At 72.8% G+C, this 15,636-nt stretch carries 15 protein-coding genes and 1 pseudogene; 13 read left to right on the top strand and 3 right to left on the bottom strand.

All coding sequences use genetic code 11. The annotated features are described in order from the left end of the window. The first annotated feature begins 48 nt into the window (after positions 1–48). Complete coding sequence (locus ACQ614_RS02500; protein WP_431676485.1) at positions 49–555, top strand: ArsI/CadI family heavy metal resistance metalloenzyme; 507 nt, start codon at positions 49–51, stop codon at positions 553–555. A 114-nt stretch (positions 556–669) separates the two neighbouring features. On the opposite strand, the gene ACQ614_RS02495 is transcribed toward ACQ614_RS02500, so the two are convergent. Next, positions 670–1,017 (bottom strand): hypothetical protein, encoded by a 348-nt coding sequence (locus tag ACQ614_RS02495; RefSeq protein WP_431676484.1) that lies wholly within the window; start codon positions 1,015–1,017, stop codon positions 670–672. 132 nt (positions 1,018–1,149) lie between these two features. Beyond that, positions 1,150–1,533, bottom strand: a complete 384-nt coding sequence (locus tag ACQ614_RS02490) for a VOC family protein (RefSeq protein WP_431676483.1) — start codon at positions 1,531–1,533, stop codon at positions 1,150–1,152. Positions 1,534–1,852: 319 nt separating this feature from the next. Between ACQ614_RS02490 and ACQ614_RS02485 the strand changes: the two are divergent. The 8 genes and pseudogenes from ACQ614_RS02485 to ACQ614_RS02450 form a co-directional block, all read left to right on the top strand. Continuing rightward, positions 1,853–3,475, top strand: a pseudogene (locus ACQ614_RS02485) (AMP-binding protein); the annotation flags it as partial. After that, on the top strand, positions 3,476–3,901 hold the full coding sequence (locus ACQ614_RS02480; RefSeq protein WP_431683807.1) for an acyl-CoA thioesterase: 426 nt from the start codon (positions 3,476–3,478) through the stop codon (positions 3,899–3,901). A 129-nt stretch (positions 3,902–4,030) separates the two neighbouring features. Then, positions 4,031–6,391: an FAD-dependent monooxygenase gene (locus ACQ614_RS02475; protein ID WP_431676482.1), complete on the top strand. Its 2,361-nt coding sequence runs from the start codon at positions 4,031–4,033 to the stop codon at positions 6,389–6,391. A 21-nt stretch (positions 6,392–6,412) separates the two neighbouring features. Then, positions 6,413–7,423, top strand: coding sequence for a carbon-nitrogen hydrolase family protein (locus ACQ614_RS02470; protein WP_431676481.1), 1,011 nt, complete (start codon positions 6,413–6,415; stop codon positions 7,421–7,423). Continuing rightward, a complete protein-coding gene (locus ACQ614_RS02465) occupies positions 7,420–8,541 on the top strand; it encodes a cupin domain-containing protein (RefSeq protein WP_431676480.1) in 1,122 nt (373 codons plus the stop codon). Before ACQ614_RS02470 ends, ACQ614_RS02465 begins: the two co-directional genes overlap by 4 nt. Before the next feature lie 58 nt (positions 8,542–8,599). Next, a complete protein-coding gene (locus ACQ614_RS02460) occupies positions 8,600–9,505 on the top strand; it encodes a fumarylacetoacetate hydrolase family protein (protein ID WP_431676479.1) in 906 nt (301 codons plus the stop codon). A 130-nt stretch (positions 9,506–9,635) separates the two neighbouring features. Continuing rightward, positions 9,636–10,361: a maleate cis-trans isomerase family protein gene (locus tag ACQ614_RS02455; RefSeq protein ID WP_431683806.1), complete on the top strand. Its 726-nt coding sequence runs from the start codon at positions 9,636–9,638 to the stop codon at positions 10,359–10,361. 115 nt (positions 10,362–10,476) lie between these two features. Then, positions 10,477–11,304, top strand: coding sequence for a PaaX family transcriptional regulator (locus tag ACQ614_RS02450; RefSeq protein WP_431676478.1), 828 nt, complete (start codon positions 10,477–10,479; stop codon positions 11,302–11,304). Positions 11,305–11,527: 223 nt separating this feature from the next. Here ACQ614_RS02450 and ACQ614_RS02445 read toward each other — a convergent pair whose 3' ends face one another. After that, on the bottom strand, positions 11,528–12,079 hold the full coding sequence (locus ACQ614_RS02445) for a substrate-binding domain-containing protein (protein WP_431676477.1): 552 nt from the start codon (positions 12,077–12,079) through the stop codon (positions 11,528–11,530). Between the two features lie 35 nt (positions 12,080–12,114). Here ACQ614_RS02445 and ACQ614_RS02440 point away from each other — a divergent pair, with 35 nt between their 5' ends. The 4 genes from ACQ614_RS02440 to ACQ614_RS02425 are packed head-to-tail and all read left to right on the top strand — an operon-like array spanning position 12,115 to position 15,633. Further along, on the top strand, positions 12,115–12,462 hold the full coding sequence (locus ACQ614_RS02440) for a hypothetical protein (RefSeq protein ID WP_431676476.1): 348 nt from the start codon (positions 12,115–12,117) through the stop codon (positions 12,460–12,462). Further along, positions 12,459–13,466 (top strand): MFS transporter, encoded by a 1,008-nt coding sequence (locus ACQ614_RS02435; protein WP_431676475.1) that lies wholly within the window; start codon positions 12,459–12,461, stop codon positions 13,464–13,466. The genes ACQ614_RS02440 and ACQ614_RS02435 overlap by 4 nt, the downstream gene beginning before the upstream one ends. Continuing rightward, positions 13,463–14,332 (top strand): SDR family oxidoreductase, encoded by an 870-nt coding sequence (locus ACQ614_RS02430; protein ID WP_431676474.1) that lies wholly within the window; start codon positions 13,463–13,465, stop codon positions 14,330–14,332. The genes ACQ614_RS02435 and ACQ614_RS02430 overlap by 4 nt, the downstream gene beginning before the upstream one ends. A 50-nt stretch (positions 14,333–14,382) precedes the next feature. Beyond that, on the top strand, positions 14,383–15,633 hold the full coding sequence (locus ACQ614_RS02425; RefSeq protein WP_431676473.1) for a phenylacetate--CoA ligase family protein: 1,251 nt from the start codon (positions 14,383–14,385) through the stop codon (positions 15,631–15,633). Positions 15,634–15,636: the final 3 nt, after the last annotated feature.

The following is a 15,636-nucleotide window of genomic DNA, read 5'->3' as shown; positions in this document are numbered from 1 at the left end:
CACTGCATCGACACCTGTCGATGCAAGACCTCGGACGGGGAGACCGCCATGTCCCGTGTACAGCTCGCCCTGCGCGTCGCCGACCTCGAAGGCTCCGTCGCCTTCTACTCCAAGCTCTTCGGCACCGGGCCGGCCAAGCGCCGCCCCGGCTACGCCAACTTCGCCGTCGTCGAGCCCCCGCTCAAGCTCGTCCTCATCGAGGGCGACAGCGGCGAGGACACCCGCCTCGACCACCTCGGCGTCGAGGTCGCCTCCACCGACCAGGTCGCCGCGGCCGCCGCTCGCCTCAAGGGTGCCGGCCTCGCCACCTTCGAGGAGAACGACACCTCCTGCTGCTACGCCCTGCAGGACAAGGTCTGGGTGCACGGCCCCGGCAAGGAGCCCTGGGAGGTGTACGTCGTCAAGGCCGACGCCGACACCCTCGACAAGGCGGCCGACACCCCGGACGCCTGCTGCGGCACCACCGACTGCTGCACCCCGGACGAGCAGGCCGTCGACGCCGCCCGGCAGCCGGCGGAGGCCGAGGCCGCCGCCGGCTGCGCCTGCGGCAGCTGACACGCCGGCCGGACCGGTTCTCGCCGCGGAACCCGCCGGCGCGGTGTCGGGCGACGGCTGTCCGTGTGATGCGCCGCCGCCCGTCCCCGCCCGCGGGCCGGGCACTGCCGTTGTTCACGAACCCCCGGAGCCGCCGACGTCCGGCGCGAGCCGCGTGACCGTGATCGTGCCGTCCGGACCGAGCGTGAACCGGACGGGTTCCAGGTCGGCGGTGTAACCGTCGTTCGCGCCGTAGGCCTTGAGCGTGACCGCTGCCGCCTTGCCGTAGTGGAGGTCGGCCTCGGCCGCGTAGGCCCAGCTGTTCACCCGGACGCGGACGGACCAGTGCTCCACCTCCTCCGACCGCCAGTGCCCCAAACTGCTGTCCGGCAGGAACCCCGCCGCCGCCCCGCTCCGGACGCCGAGGCCGGCGAGTGCGACGGCGGCGGCCGCCGCAAGGCAGACAACCCCCTTCAGCTTCATGATCGTGAACCTGGCAGCCGTCCGGAGCCCCACGCGGACGCCGGCAAGGACCCGTACCCGGCCGCGGCCGCCGAACCCGCTGCCCCGGCCGGCTCCGCCCGCCCGGTGACCGGTCGGCGTCGGCGGAGGTCGTCAGGGGGGCTGGAGCCGGGCGCGCAGGAGGCAGAATTCGTTGCCCTCCGGATCGGCCAGCACGTGCCAGCTCTCGGTGCCGGTCTGGCCGATGTCGGCGGGCCTGGCGCCGAGAGCGAGCAGCCGCTCCAGCTCGGCGTCCTGGTCACGGTCGGTGGCGTTGACGTCGATGTGCAGCCGGAGTTTCCCGGCCCGCGGGTCGCTGCTGGGGCTGAGGATGAGTGTGGGCTGCGGGCCGCCGAAGCCGGCGTCGGCCGGCCCGATCTCGATGCTTCCGTCGTCCTCCCGACCGAGTTCGACGTAGCCGAGGACCTCGCCCCAGAATGCGGCGAGCCGCTCGGGGTCGGCGCAGTCGATGACCAGCTCACTGATGCGGCATGCCATGGCCCGTCAGTGTACGTCGACCAATGGGAAATCGGCCGTAGCCCACCGCGGTGCGGTCTGCCAGGTCGCGGGGTGCCCCCCGACGGATGGGGTGGCGCGTGGATCTCCCTTCGGCACCATCGAGGCAACACGTGTCACCGGCAATGGGTCGGGCCCCTGCCGCGAGGCGCGGCCGTCCTCCCGCTCATCGGTAGTAGCGTCGCTGGGGCCGCGCGGGCGGGGGAGTGCGGCACGGGGCGATGTATCCCGCTCTCTTGACTGTCGTCAGGGCAGCGGAATACTTGTCCTACTCCCTGCTGAACCCGAATGAGGTGCGCCCGTGGAGCTCTCCCCCTCTGCCCATGTGGACACGTTCTGTCGAGACCGGCTCCCACCGTTCGAGCAGTGGCCCGAACTGATCTTCGAACTGCCGGAGTTGGCCTACCCCGAACGGCTGAACTGCGCGCAGGTCCTGCTCGACGAGGTGATCGAGCGGCTCGGGCCCGACCGCCGCTGCCTGGTCACGCCGACCGAGGAGTGGACGTACGGCGAGCTGCGGCGGAGGGCCGACCAGGTCGCCCAGGTCCTGACCGAGGACCTGGGCCTGGTGCCCGGCAACCGGGTGCTGCTGCGCGGCCCCAACAACCCGTGGCTGGTGGCCTGTTGGTTCGGCGTTCTGAAGGCCGGCGGTGTGGTGGTGACCACCGTGCCGCTGCTGCGGGCGCAGGAGCTGGTCACGCTGCAGGAGATCAGCGCGCCGGTCCTCGCCCTGTGCGACCACCGCTGGCTCGAGGAGCTCGCGGCCGCAGCGGCGCCGGGTCTGACGACGCTCGCCTACGGCGGCAGCGGTCCGGACGACCTGGTCGCGCGCTGCGACGGCAAGGCGGGCGCGTTCGCCGCGGTGGAGACGGCCGCCGACGACGTCGCGCTGATCGCGTTCACCTCCGGCACCACCGGTCGGCCCAAGGCCACGCTGCACTTCCACCGGGACGTGCTGGCGAACGCCGACACCTTCTCCCGGCACATCCTGCGGCCGGGCCCGGAAGACCTGTTCGCGGGGACGCCGCCGCTGGCGTTCACCTTCGGCCTCGGCGGCCTGGTGGTCTTCCCGTTGCGGGTGGGCGCCGCGTCGCTGCTGCTGGAGCAGGCGACCCCGCAGCAGCTGGCCGAGCAGGTCGCGGAGCACCGGGCCACCGTGCTGTTCGCCGCGCCGACGGCGTACCGGGCGATCCTCGCGGCGGGCCTCGCCGGCCGGCTGTCGGGGGTGCGCCGCTGCGTGTCCGCCGGTGAGTCGTTGCCCGTGGCGGTCTGGAAGGCGTTCCACGAGGCCACCGGCATCCGGCTGATCGACGGCATCGGGGCGACCGAGATGCTGCACGTGTTCATCTCGGCGGCCGACGGCGACATCCGCCCGGGTGCCACCGGCCTGCCGGTGCCGGGGTACCGTGCCGCCGTGCTCGACCAGGACGGCAATCCGGTGCCCGACGGGCAGCCGGGCCTGCTGGCGGTGAAGGGGCCGACCGGCTGCCGGTACCTGGACGACGAGCGGCAGGCGGTCTACGTACGGGGCGGCTGGAACGTCACCGGCGACACCTACATCCGCGACCGGGACGGCTACTTCTGGTACCAGGCGCGCAGCGACGACATGATCGTCTCCGCCGGCTACAACATCGCCGGCCCCGAGGTCGAGCAGGCCCTGATCGGCCACCCCGACGTGGTGGACTGCGCGGTCGCCGGAGCGCCGGACGAGCGGCGCGGAGCGGTCGTCAAGGCGTTCGTGGTGCTGCGCGAGGGGGTGCCCGCCGGGCCGGAGACGGTCAAGGAGCTGCAGGACTTCGTCAAACGGGTGATCGCGCCGTACAAGTACCCGCGGGCGGTGGAGTTCGTGCCGGAGCTGCCCCGCAACTCCAGCGGCAAGGTCCGCCGGGCGGAGCTGCGGCGCTGGGCGCGGGCCGGTTCGGCGGTGCCGGAGGCGAGTCTGCCCAGTGTGGTGGTCGAGCGCAGGGTGGAGTGGTCGGACACGGACGCGGCCGGGCACTACCACTTCTCCTCCGTCCAGCGCTGGGCCGAGGCGGCGGAGGCGGTGCTGCTGAGGCGGCTGGGCCTCGCGGAACTGTTCGGCAGCATTCCCCGGGTGCACTTCGAGGCGGACTACCGCGAGCGGCTGTGGTTCGGCGACCCGGTGAAGGTCGAGTTCCGGGTGGCGAAGGTCGGGACGTCGTCGCTGCACTACACCTTCGACATCCACGGGCCGCACGGCGTCGCGGCCACCGGGCGGATGTCGGTCGTCCACTCCGCAGCCGGCGCCAAGGGCACCGTGCCCTGGCCGGACGGCGCACGGCGACTGCTGTCCCAGGCCGGGCCGCAGGCGTCCGAGTCCTACGTCTGAGTGCACGCCGGGCCCGGGTGACGTGCCCGGGCCGGCCGTGCGTGGGCGACGCCATGTGTGGCTGTTGATTGACGATCGCAAAAATGCCGCAATACTTGGAGCACTGCCGCAGATCCACTGGAGGACGTCATGCGCGTAGCGGTCATCGGGGGAGGGCCCGGCGGGCTCTACACGGCGGTCCTGGCCAAGAAGCTCTCGCCCGAGTGGGAGATCACGGTCTGGGAGCGGGACCCTCGCGACGCAGCGTTCGGTTTCGGCGTGGTGTTCTCCGACGAGACGCTGGGCGGCATCGCCCAGGCCGACCCCGAGGTGTTCGCCGCGATGGAGACGGAGTTCGCCCGGTGGAGCGACATCGACATCCACTACGGCGGCGAGATCCGCACTTCCGGCGGCCACGGCTTCGCCGCACTCGACCGCAACCGCCTGCGGGAGATCCTGCAGAAGCGCTGCGCCGAGCTGGGGGTGGACGTGCGCTACAGCACGCCGGCCCCGCCCGTCGGGCAGCTCTCCGCCGAGTACGACCTGGTGGTCGCCGCCGACGGCGTCCGCTCGGCCACCCGCGAGGCCCACGCCGAGAGCTTCGGCGCGCAGCTGGACGAGCGGACCTGCCGCTACATCTGGCTCTCCACCGACCTGGTCTTCGAGGCGTTCACCTTCATCGTGGAGGAATGCGACTTCGGTGTCCTCCAGGTCCACGCCTACCCCTACGACGACAAGCGCTCCACCTTCATCGTGGAGATCGAGGAGGGCGCCTGGCGGCGGGCGGGCTTCGCGGCCCTCGCCGACCGCGAGTTCGCGCGGGGCGAGAGCGACGAGGCCGCCGTACGGCTGTGCGAGGAGATCCTCGCGGACCACCTCGACGGCCACCGGCTGATCCCCAACGCCTCGAGGTGGATCACCTTCTCGACCGTGCGCACCTCCTCCTGGAGCCACGGCAACGTCGTCCTGCTCGGCGACGCCGCCCACACCGCGCACTTCTCGATCGGCTCGGGCACCAAGCTCGCCATGGAGGACGCCCTCGCCCTGGTCGCGAACCTTCACGAACACCCCACCGTCGCCGAGGCGTTGGCCGCCTACGAAGCCGAGCGCAGGCCCGCTGTCGAGTCCGTGCAGCGCGCCGCGCAGGCCAGCCTGGAGTGGTTCGAGACCGTCGGCCGCTACACCGGTCAGGACCCGGACCGGTTCGCCTTCAACCTGCTCACCCGCAGCCGCCGCGTCACCTACGACAACCTGCGCGCCCGCGACGCCGCCTTCATCGACGCCATCGACCCCGAAAGCGCCGGAGTGCCGCCGATGTTCCGGCCGATGCGGCTCGGCGCACTGACCCTGCGCAACCGGGTCGTGGTGCCGCCGCTGGCGACGTTCACCGCGGTGGACGGCATGCCGGGAGCCTTCCCGCACGCCCAACTGGCCGCGCAGGCCCTCGGCGGGGCCGGCCTGGTCCTCGCCGGTATGACCGCCGTGAGCCCCGACGGGCGCGCCACCGCCGGCTGCCCCGGCCTGTGGACGGACGAGCAGGAGGCCGCCTGGCGGAGCACCGTCGAGGCGATCCGCCGGATCTCCGACACCCCGCTGGGCATCCAGCTCACCCACGCCGGACGCCGCGGATCCACCACCACCCCCGGCCCGAACGGGATCGGCCTGCCGCTGGGCCGGGACGGCTGGCCGATCCTGGCCGCCTCGCCACTCGCCTGGGACGAGGGGTACCCCGTGCCGCACGAGGCGACCCCGGCCGACCTGGCGGCCGTCACCGCGGACTTCGCCGGGGCCGCCGCGCGGGCCGACCACGCCGGATTCGACGTGCTGGAGCTGCAGTTCGGTCACGGTCACCTGGTCTCCGGCTTCCTCTCCCCGCTCACCAACCGCCGTACCGACGCCTACGGCGGCAGCCTGGCGGGCCGGCTGCGTCTCCCGCTCGAGGTGCTGTCCGCCGTGCGCACCGCCTGGCCCGCCGGCAAGCCGCTGGTGGTGCGGATCTCCGCGACGGAGTGGGCCGAGGGCGGCACCACCGAGGCCGAGGTGGTGGAGATCTGCCGGGCCCTGGCCGCCGCCGGAGCGGACGCCGTCGACGTGTCCACCGGCGAGGTCGTGGCGCACCAGAAGCCGCCGTACGGCCGCAGCTACCAGACCCCGTTCGCCGACCTGGTCCGCAACGTCACCGGTATCCCGACCATCGCCGTCGGCGCCGTCTCCACCCACGACGACGTCAACTCGATCCTGATGGCCGGCCGTGCCGACCTCGTCGCCGTCGGCCGCGCCCACCTGCACGACCCGCTGTGGACGCTGCACGCCGCCGCCGACCAGGGCTACACCGGCCCCGGCGCGAGGTGGCCCGAGCCGTGGCGGCCGGGCAGCCGCAAGCCCCCGGGCCCGCGCGGCGACCGCGTGCCGCCCCGCCTCGAGCTGCTGCGCGCCGAGGCCGTCCCCGTCCACCGGCGGTGGCGGCCCGGGCCCGCGGCGCGGCCGCTCCCCGCCACCGCCTCACGCTGAGCCGGGGGAGAGGAGAGCCCGATGGACAACCTGCCCCGTTTCACCGCCGCCGCCGTCCAGACCGCCCCCGTCTACCTCGACGCCGCCGCGACCGTCGACAAGGCCGTCTCGCTCATCCACGAGGCGGCCGGCAACGGCGCCGAACTGGTCGTCTTCCCCGAGGTGTTCGTCCCCGGATACCCGTACTGGAACTGGACGATGAACCCCGTCCAGGGCTCGCCCTGGTTCGAGCGCCTCTACCTCTCGTCCGTCGACGTCCCCGGCCCGCACGTCGACACCCTGCGCGCCGCCGCCCGCCAGGCCGGCACCACCGTCGTCATCGGCGTCAACGAGCGCGGCACACACAGCCTCGGCGTGCTCTACAACACCCTGCTCACCATCGGCCCGGACGGCGAACTCATCGGTGTACACCGGAAGTTGGTGCCCACCTGGGCCGAGAAACTGACCTGGACGGGCGGCGACGGCAGCTCACTGCGCGTCCACCGGACCCCGATCGGCCCGCTCGGCTCCCTCGCCTGCGGCGAGAACACCAACACCCTGGCCCGCTTCACCCTCCTCGCCCAGGGCGAACTCGTCCACACCGCAAGCTACATCGCGCTGCCGGTCGCCCCCGAGGACTACGACATGGCCGACGCCATCGCGGTGCGCACCGCCGCCCACAGCTTCGAGGGCAAGGTCTTCTCCGTCGTCGCATGCTCCACCGTCTCGCCCGAGATCGTGGACGCGATCGCCGGCGACGACGAGAACGTCCGCACCATGCTGGGACGCAAACGCAGCGCCCTGTCCGGCGTCTTCGGCCCCGACGGCCGCCCGGTCACCGACCCCCTGATCGACGACGAGGGCATCGTCTACGCCGGGATCGACCTCGCCAAGTGCATCCAGCCCAAGCAGATGCACGACATCGTCGGCCACTACAACCGCTTCGACATCTTCCAACTCCACGTCGACAACCGCCCCCGCGGACCGGTCACCTTCACCGTCCCCACCGCGGACGAGTCCGGCCCCGGCCTCCCGAAGGAAGACGAGCAATGACCGACTACGACGACAACCGACTCGGCCGCGCCCGGGTGACCGACAGCCCCGAACTGCTCGCCTACTACGACGACCTGGCCAAACTGGACGCGGGCGCCCTGTGGACGGTCGCCAACGACATCGAACCCTGGTACCCGCAGCCCAAGTCCGTTCCGGTGCTCTGGCGCTACGACGAGCTGCGCCCGCTCGTCGCCAAGGCCCTGCCGCTGGTCAAGGCCGACGACGCCGGCCGCCGCGTGGTCATGCTGGTCAACCCCGGCCGCCGCGAACTCAGCGCCGCCGTCGGCCTGCTGTACACCGGCCTGCAGATCATGGGCCCCGGCGAGTCCATGACCGCCCACCGCCACGCCGCCGCCGCACTGCGCTTCGTCCACGAGGGCACCGGCGCCTGGACGATCGTCGACGGCCAGAAGCTCAAGGTCGGCCCCGGCGACTTCGCCATCACCCCCAACGGCACCTGGCACGAGCACGGCAACGAGTCCCACGACACCCCCGTCATCTGGCAGGACGGCCTCGACATCCCCCTGGTCAACACGCTCGACGCGAACTTCTACGAAGTCCACCCCGAGCTGCACCAGGCACCCGGAAAGGTCGTCAACTCCTCCGTGCTCAGCCACGGCGGCAACCTGCTGCCGTACGGCGCGGAGAAGTGGACCCGCCCCTACTCGCCGCTGCTCGCCTGGCCCTGGGAGCCCACCTACCACGCCCTGCTCGACCTCGCCCGGGCCGCCGAGGGCTCCCCGTACGACGGCGTGATCATGGAATACACCAACCCCGTCACCGGCGGCCCCGTGATGCCCACCATGGGCGCCCACATCCAGCTGCTGCGGCCCGGCCAGGCCACCAGGGCCCACCGCCACACCGGCTCGGTCGTCTACACCGCCGCCAAGGGCCGCGGATACTCCGTGATCGCCGGCCGCCGCTTCGAGTGGAAGAAGGGCGACATCTTCTGCGTCCCCTCCTGGGCCTGGCACGAGCACGCGAACCTCGACCCGTCCGAGGACGCCTGCCTGTTCTCCTTCAACGACTTCCCCGTGATGCGCTCGCTCGCCCTCCACCGGGAAGAGGCGTACGCCGACAACGGCGGCCACCAGCCCGTCCTCCAGGACGGCCGGTAGCCGACCCCGGCCCACCCCCGCACCCCCTTCCACCGATCCCCACCGCAAGGAGCCGTCGATGCGCCTGGTCACCTACACCCTGAACGGCGGCGGCCCCAGGCTGGGCGCCCAGCTCGGCGACCGCATGGTCGACCTCACCGCACTGGCCGCCGCCGCCGGGAGCGAGCTGCCCACCGACCTGCTCGCGCTGATCCGCTCCGGCCGACCGGCCGTCGACGAGGTGCGCTCCCTGCTCGGCCGTACCGAATCCACCCCGCCGGGCGGCGCCGTCCACGCACTCGCCGACGTCCGCCTGTGCGTGCCCTTCCGCCCCGGAAAGATCATCGGAGTCGGCCTCAACTACGTGGAGCACGTCGCCGAGTCCCACCGCACCCTGGACACCGAACGCGAACTGCCCGACCGGCCCGTGCTGTTCTCCAAGCCCGCCACCGCCGTCACCGGCCCCGGGCAGCCGATCCTGCACAACGCCGGCCTGACCAAGCAGCTCGACTGGGAGTGCGAACTCGCCGTCGTCATCGGCCGCCCCGCGTACCGGGTCGCCGAGGAGGACGCCTGGGAGCACGTCTTCGGCTACAGCATCGTCAACGACATCAGCGCCCGCGACCAGCGCCGATCCGGCCAGTGGTTCTTCTCCAAGGGCCAGGACTCCTACGCCCCGTTCGGCCCGGTCGTCGTCACCGCCGACGAGATCGCCGACCCGCACGACCTCGACCTCGGCCTCAAGGTCAACGGGGAGACCAAGCAGAACTCCAACACCCGGCACATGCTGTTCAAGATCCCGCGCCTGATCGCCGACATCTCCTCCGGCGTCACCCTGGAACCCGGCGACGTCATCGCCACCGGCTCGCCCTCCGGCGTCGGCGCCGGCATGGTGCCCCCGCAGTTCCTCCAGCCCGGCGACCTGGTCGAGGCCACCATCCAGCACATCGGCACCCTCGCCAACCCGGTCGTCGACGCCCGCTGAGCCCCGTGGGACCGGAGCCCGCCCGGCCCGGTCCCACGCCCCACGCCACCACCGACTTCCGCAAGGAGTACGCCCCGTGACCCCGCGCACCTACCGGATCGGCCAGATCGTCCCCAGCTCGAACGTCACCATGGAGACCGAGGTCCCCGCCATCCTCCGGGCCCGCGAGGCGATCGCACCCGAGCGCTTCACCTTCCACTCCAGCCGGATGCGGATGACCCACGTCACCGCCGAACAGCTCAAGGCCATGGACGCCGACTCCGACCGCTGCGCCGTCGAACTCTCCGACGCCCGCGTCGACGTCCTCGGCTACGCCTGCCTGGTCGCCATCATGAGCATGGGCCTCGGGTACCACCGCGTCTCCCAGGACCGGCTGCACACCCGCACCGCCGACAACGGCGCCCCCGCCCCCGTCGTCACCAGCGCCGGCGCCCTGGTGGGCGGCCTGCACACGCTCGGCGCGAAGAAGGTCGCCCTGGTCGCCCCCTACATGCGGCCACTGACCCGCACCGTGGTCGACTACCTCACCCACGAGGGCATCGAGGTGCTCGACCACACCTCCCTGGAGATACCCGGCAACCTCGACGTCGCCGCCCACGACCCGGCCGGGCTGCCGGCCATCGCCGAGCGCCTCGACCACGCGGACGCCGACGCCGTCGTGCTCTCCGCCTGCGTCCAGATGCCGTCCCTGTCCGCCATCGAGGAGGCCCAGCAGCTGCTCGGCAAGCCGGTGGTCTCCGCCGCCGCCTGCACCGTCCACCAGATGCTCCGCGCCCTCGGACTGCCCGCCGTCGCCCCCGGCGCCGGCCACCTCCTCTCCGGCGCGTACGCGGAGGCCCCGCTCGCCGGGCAGTGAAGCCGTACCGCGGCCCGGCAACACCCAGGTGCGCCACCACCCTGCCGCCTCGGCCGCCCCGGGGGCCGCACACATGCCCGGTATGATCATCGGGCACCCGAGGAGGCAAGCGACCATGGCGGAGAGCGCGACCCGGCCCGGCTCCCTGATCAACACGATCTACGGCGAGTTCGTCCGGCGCCTCGGCGGCTGGATCTCCATCGCCGACCTCATCGCGCTGATGGCCGAGCTGGACGTGGACGGCCCGGCCGTACGCTCCGCGATCTCCCGGCTGAAGAAGTCCGGCACCCTGCTCCAGGAACGCCGGGACGGGACGGGGTACTGCCTCGGCCCGGAGATGGGCCCCGTCTTCGACGAGGGCGACCGGCGGATCTTCGGCAGCCTCGAACCCGCCCGGCTCGAGGACGGCTGGGTCGTCGCCGTCTTCTCCGTCCCCGAGTCCGAGCGCGCCCACCGCCACCAGCTGCGTTCCCGCCTCACCTGGCTCGGCTTCGGCAACGCCGCGCCCGGCGTCTGGCTCGCCCCCGCCCGGCTGCTCCCCGACGCGCGGCGGATGCTGCAGCGGCTGGGGCTGAGCTCCTATGTGCACCTGTTCACCTCCCACTACGCCGGTTTCGCCGAGCTGAGCGAGGCGGTGAGCTCCTGGTGGGACTTCCCGGCGATCGAGGCCCAGTACGCCGAGTTCACCGAGGAGTGGGCGCCGGTCGCCGACGAGCTCCGGCCGCAGCCGCGGATCGACCCCGTTCTGGCCTTCCGCGACTACGTCCCGATGCTCACCCAGTGGCGCCGGCTGCCCTACCTCGACCCGGGCCTGCCCGCCGAACTGCTGCCCGCCGACTGGAACGCCATCGAGGCCCGGAGCGTCTTCACCGAACTCCACGGCCTGCTCGCCGAGCCGAGCCTCCAGCACGTCCAGAAGGCCACCGGCCTGTCGCAGGCGTGACGGGGTGTTGCAGGCGTGACGGTGCGTACAGGTGCGTCGCAGGCGTGACGATCTGTTACAGCTGTGATGATGCGTTGCATGCGTGACGGCGCGTTACACGCATGACGGCGAGTTGTGCACGTGGCGGCCAGTTGCACGCGTGACGGCCGACGGACCGGAACACATTCCCCGACTCCGGGGCCGGCGCCCCTCTGCACCCATGCGCCTCGAAGGCGCGGCCCGCTCAGGACGACTGACGGGGAACCACGTCGAACCAGATGCGGGGCAGCGGCGTTGCGGTGCCATTCTCGACCAGCCCGTCCACAGCGTCGGCGAGCAGTTCGACACCGGGCAGGTAGTGGCGCACCGAGGTCAGCCGCGGGCGCACCACGCGGGCGAGCAGCAGGTCGTCCGCGCCGACGACCGCGACCCGGTCCGGGAGCGCCACCCCGCAGTCCGTCAGGGCGACCGACAACAGCGCCGCGTACTCGTCGTTGTAGCCGAACACGGCATCCAGGCCCAGCTCCCGGCAGAGCACGGCCAGGGCCGCGGCCGCCTCGTCGGAGTAGCGCATCGACAGCGGGGTGACCTCGGCGCCGTGCTCGGCCGCCACCTGCCGGACGCCCGCCAGCCGCGGCTCGGCGAAGGTGGACAGGCCCCGCTCGGCCGGCATCACGACGCCGATCCGCCGGCGGCCGCGCCCGACCAGGTGCTCGGCGGCCGCCACGCCGACGTCGGTCTGGTCGCCGACCAGGGTGAGCGTCCCGTCGAGGGGCGCGGAGGCGACGGTGACCACGGCCTTCGTCCCCCTGCGGCCGGCCCGGCCCGGCGATGCAGGTCCTCGGCCGTCGCGACAGCGTCGTCCAGGTCCGCGGCCTCGGCCTGCACGTGGAGGAGGTCGTCGCCCGGGCCGAGCGGGAGCCCGGCGTGACGCAGGCCCAGGTCCTGGTCACCGAGCAGGGCGGCCGGGCCTCCGCCGTCGAGGTGCTGCTGCTCACCGCCTCCGGCGCCGAGGTCGACACCGAGCGGCTGCGGAAGGAGATCCTCTCCGCGACCTTCACCCTCAGCACCGCCTTCCAGCACGACCCGCAGTCCTTCCGGGTACGTGCCGTCGACGCACTGATCAGCAACGACCGCACCGGCAAGACGTCCGACCTCGTCGTCCGGGAGGACTCGTGAAACCGCGCCTGCCCGTCTCCCTCGGACGGGGCTTCAACCTGTTCTGGACCGGCCAGACCATCAGCACCGTCGGCTACCTGATCGCCGTCCCCGCCGTGGTGCCGAAGGACGACCTCGTCCGGGCCTACTCCCGCCTCGAGGGCAGCCGCTCGGTCTCCGAGGTCTCCGGCCCGTCCGTCGCCGCCGCCCTCTACGGCGCACTCGGCGTCGCCGCCCTCCTCGTCGACGCGGCCAGCTACCTGGTCTCGGCCCTCTGCCTGCGCTCCATGCCCTCCTGGGGCGACCGGACACCCGTCTCCGGCTCCGTGTGGGAGCGGCTCACCCTCGGCTTCCGGCTCAACTGGTCCGACCCGGTGCTGCGCCGGGTCGTCGTCGCCGCCATCACACTGAACTGCGGCGGCCCGATCTTCGTCACCGTGCTGCCCGTCCTCGCCTACCGCGGACTCGGCGTCTCCGTCGCGGTGTTCGGCGCGGCCATGTCCGTCGCGGCGGTCGGCGCACTGCTCGGCGCAGTGGTCGCACCCAAGATCAGCGAGCGGTTCGGCACCGGCCGGACGATGGCCTACGGCCTCCTGCTGCACTGCCTGGTCGGCCTCGGCGTGCTCGCCGCCCCGGCGCTGCCGACCGGCCCGGTGATCGCCGTGATGATGGGCTGCTACGGCTTCTTCATGTCCTGCATCAACGTGTGCAGCGCACCCGCCCGCCAGTCCCGGATGTCCGCGCAGAACCAGGGCGTCATGCACGCCGCCTACCGCACCGTGACCTGGGGCGTCATCCCACTCGCCGCACTCGTCGGCGGCTGGGCCGTCAGCCTGCTGACCGACTCCCTCGGAATCCTCGACGCGGCCCGCGTCGTCATGGCCGGCGGCACCCTGCTCGCGGCGTTCTCCTTCCTGCCCGCGATCCGGATCCAGCCGCTGCTGGACGCCGCCGAACGCGAGAAGGCCCGGGCGGCGGCCGAGGCCGGGTCGGCGGACGCGGCCCTCGCGGAGCGCACCTCATGACCACCGTGCGCAGGACCGTGCTGATCACCGGAACCTCCTCCGGCATCGGCCTGGCCATCGCCGTCACCGCCGCGCAGGCCGGACACGCCGTGGTCGCCACCATGCGCGACCCCGACCGCGCCGGAGCACTGCGCGAGGCGGCCGCGCAGGCCGGCGTCGAGGTCGACGTCCGCCGGCTCGACGTCACCGACGCCAACTCCGTCACCGCCTGCCTCGACGCCGTCGCGGGGGAGTACGGACGGCTGGACGCGGTCGTCAACAACGCGGGCATCTCCAACTTCGACCCCACCATGGAGATGTCGACCATGGCCGCGCTGCGGACCAACCTGGAGGTCAACTTCTTCGGGGTGATCGCGGTCAGCCGGGCCGCGATGCCGCTGCTGCGCGCCGCCCGCGGCAGCCTGATCACCATCGGCAGCGTGCACGGCGTGGTCGGCCAGCCGTTCAACGAGGCGTACTGCGCCGCCAAGTTCGCCGTCGAGGGCTTCACGGAGAGCCTCGCCCCGGTCGCCGCCGCCCACGGCGTGCGGGTGTCCCTGGTGGTGCCCGGCTTCGTCCGCGGCACCAACTTCGGGATCTTCCCGGACGTCAACCGCACCACCGTCCAGGCCGCCTCCGGCCCGTACGCCGACACCTTCGCCGACTACGTCGACTGGGTCCGCACCAAGGGCTGGGAGGGCGCCGGACAGCAGCCGCAGGACGTCGCCGACGTCGTGGTGGACACCCTCGGCGCCGAGAATCCGCCGTTCCGCATCCCGGCCGGCCGGTGGGCCGCCGACTACCTGGACCAGAAACTCGCCGACCGGGACGGCGCACGCGTGCAGACCCTGGCCCGCACCTGGATCGGCCGCCCCGGCCTCCCGTAGCCGCCCCGACCGCCCGTAGCCGCGCCCCAGCCCACCCGCCCGGAGGATCCGTGCCCGCCAAATCCCTGCAGGAACTCGTCGACCACGCCCGCACCCACTCGCCGTTCTACGCCGAGGCCTACCGCGACGTGCCGCGGACGGTCTCGCACACCACCCAGCTGCCCATCGTCGACCAGGACGCGTTCTGGACCGCGACCCGCGGCAACCGCCTGCTCACCGGCCCGCTCACCGACGCCGGCGTCTACAAGTCCGGCGGCACCACCGGCGCCCCCAAACTGTCCCCGTGGACCCGCACCGAGCACGCCGAGGCACTCACCGCCTTCGGCGCGGGCATGGTGCAGGCCGGCCTCAAGCCCGGCCACCGGGTCGCCAACCTGTTCCGCGCCGGCGAGCTCTACAGCGGTTTCCTCTTCATCGAGGGCGCCCTGCACCACGCACCGGTCGACAACGTCCGCCTCCCGGTCGGCGGCGCCGCACCCGACGAGTACATCGCCGACCTGGTCAACGGCTTCGGCGTGCACGTCCTGGCCGGCGAACCGATGAAGCTCAGCGCCGTCGCCGAGCACCTCGTCCACCGCGGCGAGACCGCCGAATCGGTCGAACTGCTGCTGTTCGGCGGCGACCTGCTCTTCACCGACCTGCGGCCGCTGCTCGCCCGGGCCTTCCCCAAGGCGGCGATCTCCTCGATCGGCTACGCCTCCGTGGACGCCGGCCTGGTCGCCTCGCCCGTCCCCGGCGACGACGTCCGGGTGCACGAGGCCTTCCCGAACCGCACGCTGGTGGAGATCGTCGACAGCGGGACCGGTGAGCCGATCACCACCCCCGGCGTCCCCGGACGGGTCGTCGTCACCAACCTCTTCCGCACCCTGATGCCGATCCTGCGCTACCCGGCCGGCGACCGCGCCGAGTGGCTCGACGCCGAGTGCCGCCGCTTCCGGCTGCTCGGCCGCTCCGAGGAGGGCGGCCGGGTCGGCATCGTCTCCATGCCGAGCGAGGACGTCCGCGCCGTCCTCGTCGCCGCCGACCCCGGGCGGTACATCGCCGGCATGCAGATGGTGCAGCGCCGCTGGGACGGCCGGGACGGCATCGTCCTGCGCCTCGGCTGCACCGAGCAGCCGCCCGCCGACCTCGCCGAGCACCTGATCGCAGCCGTGTACGCGGCCCGCCCCACCTACCCCGAGGAGGTCGCCGCCGGCGCGATCCACCCCCTCTCGATCGAGTGGGTGCCGCGCTCCGAACTGGTCACCAACCCGCGGACGGGCAAGCTGCGCCAGGTCGTGGACGAGCGCCCGAAGGACTGAAAT

Source organism: Kitasatospora dryopteridis (assembly GCF_050749075.1).
Lineage (GTDB): Bacteria > Actinomycetota > Actinomycetes > Streptomycetales > Streptomycetaceae > Kitasatospora.
This window is presented reverse-complemented; position numbering and strand designations above follow the sequence as displayed.

Bases quoted from the DNA above. Each gene is read 5' to 3' on its own strand.
- ACQ614_RS02460 (WP_431676479.1), top strand. From the start codon at position 8,600: ATGCGCCTGGTCACCTACACCCTGAACGGCGGCGGCCCCAGGCTGGGC.
- ACQ614_RS02490 (WP_431676483.1), bottom strand. From the start codon at position 1,533: ATGGCATGCCGCATCAGTGAGCTGGTCATCGACTGCGCCGACCCCGAG.
- ACQ614_RS02430 (WP_431676474.1), top strand. From the start codon at position 13,463: ATGACCACCGTGCGCAGGACCGTGCTGATCACCGGAACCTCCTCCGGC.
- ACQ614_RS02500 (WP_431676485.1), top strand. From the start codon at position 49: ATGTCCCGTGTACAGCTCGCCCTGCGCGTCGCCGACCTCGAAGGCTCC.
- ACQ614_RS02455 (WP_431683806.1), top strand. From the start codon at position 9,636: ATGGAGACCGAGGTCCCCGCCATCCTCCGGGCCCGCGAGGCGATCGCA.
- ACQ614_RS02475 (WP_431676482.1), top strand. From the start codon at position 4,031: ATGCGCGTAGCGGTCATCGGGGGAGGGCCCGGCGGGCTCTACACGGCG.
- ACQ614_RS02495 (WP_431676484.1), bottom strand. From the start codon at position 1,017: ATGAAGCTGAAGGGGGTTGTCTGCCTTGCGGCGGCCGCCGCCGTCGCA.
- ACQ614_RS02470 (WP_431676481.1), top strand. From the start codon at position 6,413: ATGGACAACCTGCCCCGTTTCACCGCCGCCGCCGTCCAGACCGCCCCC.
- ACQ614_RS02450 (WP_431676478.1), top strand. From the start codon at position 10,477: ATGGCGGAGAGCGCGACCCGGCCCGGCTCCCTGATCAACACGATCTAC.
- ACQ614_RS02465 (WP_431676480.1), top strand. From the start codon at position 7,420: ATGACCGACTACGACGACAACCGACTCGGCCGCGCCCGGGTGACCGAC.
- ACQ614_RS02440 (WP_431676476.1), top strand. From the start codon at position 12,115: ATGCAGGTCCTCGGCCGTCGCGACAGCGTCGTCCAGGTCCGCGGCCTC.